Below are 1,778 nucleotides of genomic sequence, written 5' to 3'. Positions count from 1 at the left end.
GGCTACGGCTACCTGAAGGACTACCCGCTGGAACGGCTGGTGCGCGACACGCGCGTGCACCAGATCCTGGAAGGCACCAATGAAATCATGCGCCTAATCGTGGCGCGCCACATCCTCACCCAGGAGGCCGATCTGCGATGAGCGCGTCCCCCCTTGCCGAATCCGCCGGCCAGGCGCCGGTGCTGTTCCAGGAGCTTCCCGCGGGCGGCGGGCGGCGCATCGGCGTGGCCACGCTCAACAGCCCGCGCACCTTGAACGGCCTGTCGCTGCCCATGTGCCGGCTGCTCGACGACCGCCTGCGGGCCTGGGCCGGCGACGACGGCGTCGCCGCCGTGGTCCTCAAGGGCGCGGGCGGCAAGGCCTTCTGCGCCGGCGGCGACCTGCACAGCCTGTACCGCGCCATGCTCGAAAGCCCGGCGAGCGACGCCTGGGCCAACGTGCCGGCGCGCGAGTTCTTCGAGACCGAATACCGGCTGGACCACCTCATCCACCGCTACCCCAAGCCCGTGCTGTGCTGGGCCGACGGCATCGTGATGGGCGGCGGCGTGGGACTGATGCTGGGCGCCAGCCACCGCATCGTCACCGGCGCGACGCGCTTCGCCATGCCGGAAGTCACCATCGGCCTGTATCCCGACGTGGCCGGCACCTGGATGCTCAGCCGCCTGCCGCGCGGCATCGGCGCCTTCCTCGCCTTCACCGGCGCCCAGCTGGGCGCGGCCGACTGCCTGCACTATGGCCTGGCCGACCGGGTCTGCGAGGCCGGCGAGCCCGACGCCCTGCTGGCCGCGCTGGCGGCCACGGACTGGACGGCCGATCCGGCCTGCCACGCCGCCCAGGTCGATGCCGCGCTGGACGCCTGCCAGACACCGGCGCCCGAGCCCGGGCCGCTGCAGCGCCACGCCGACGCCATCCGGCTGGCCTGCGGCCGCGCCGATTTCCTGGAGATCGCCGCCGCCATCGCCGCCTGGAAGGACCACCCCGATCCCTGGCTGGCGCGCGCGGCCGCCACCTTCCTGGCAGGCTCGCCCGGTTCGGCCCGCCTCAGCCACACGCTGCTGGCGCGCGCCCGGCACCAGTCCCTGGCGGAAACCTTCCGCATGGAATTCGCGGCTTCGCTGCATTGCTGCGCCGAGCCGGACTTCCGCGAGGGCATCCGCGCGCTGCTGATCGACAAGGACAAGTCCCCGCGCTGGAACCCGGCCACGCATGAGCAGGCCACGGCGGACTGGGCGCGGCGCTTCCTGGTCCCGCCGGTCCCCGAGGGCGAGCCGCATCCGCTGGCGGACCTGGGGCCCTGAGCCGGCGGCCGCGATCGCGGGCCGCGCGGGCGGCGCGCATCGCCCCCGGCAGCCCGCGCGTCCACGACCGCAACCCACGGCCGCAACCCACGACCGCAACCCACGACCGCACACCCGCGGGACCGGGCAGCCACAAGAATTCCACGCATCATCACAGGAGACACACATGAGCAGCACCATCGGATTCATCGGACTGGGCCACATGGGCGGCCCGATGGCACAGAACCTGGTCAAGGCCGGCCACCGGCTCCAGGTCTTCGACCTGGTCCCCCAGGCCGTCCAGGGCCTGGTCCAGGCGGGCGCCACGGCCGCGGCCTCGGCGGCCGCAGCCGTGGCCGGGGCCGACGTGGTCGTCACCATGCTGCCGGCCAGCCGCCACGTCGAGGGCCTGTACCTGGGCGAGGACGGCCTGCTCACGGCCATCGCCCCGCGCGCACTGGTGCTCGAATGCAGCACCATCGCCCCCGAATCGGCCCGCAA

3 protein-coding genes are annotated in these 1,778 nt (G+C 73.5%); all 3 read left to right on the top strand.

Annotation, left to right across the window (positions count from 1 at the left end):
- A partial coding sequence (locus HNR28_RS18030; RefSeq protein ID WP_280528055.1) for an acyl-CoA dehydrogenase family protein occupies positions 1-141 on the top strand: 141 nt, incomplete at its 5' end.
- Positions 138-1,298 (top strand): enoyl-CoA hydratase/isomerase family protein, encoded by a 1,161-nt coding sequence (locus HNR28_RS18025; RefSeq protein WP_151025674.1) that lies wholly within the window; start codon positions 138-140, stop codon positions 1,296-1,298. The genes HNR28_RS18030 and HNR28_RS18025, both read left to right, overlap by 4 nt.
- A 166-nt stretch (positions 1,299-1,464) precedes the next feature.
- Positions 1,465-1,778 (top strand): NAD(P)-binding domain-containing protein (locus HNR28_RS18020; protein WP_184143104.1); only part of this gene is annotated, 314 nt, incomplete at its 3' end.

It is taken from the genome of Castellaniella defragrans (assembly GCF_014203015.1).
GTDB lineage: Bacteria > Pseudomonadota > Gammaproteobacteria > Burkholderiales > Burkholderiaceae_B > Castellaniella > Castellaniella defragrans.
The sequence above is the reverse complement of the archived record's forward strand: the minus strand, read 5'-3'. Positions and strand labels throughout refer to the sequence as shown.

Excerpts from the sequence above, each read along its gene's own strand:
- HNR28_RS18025 (WP_151025674.1), top strand. The coding sequence starts at position 138 with ATGAGCGCGTCCCCCCTTGCCGAATCCGCCGGCCAGGCGCCGGTGCTG.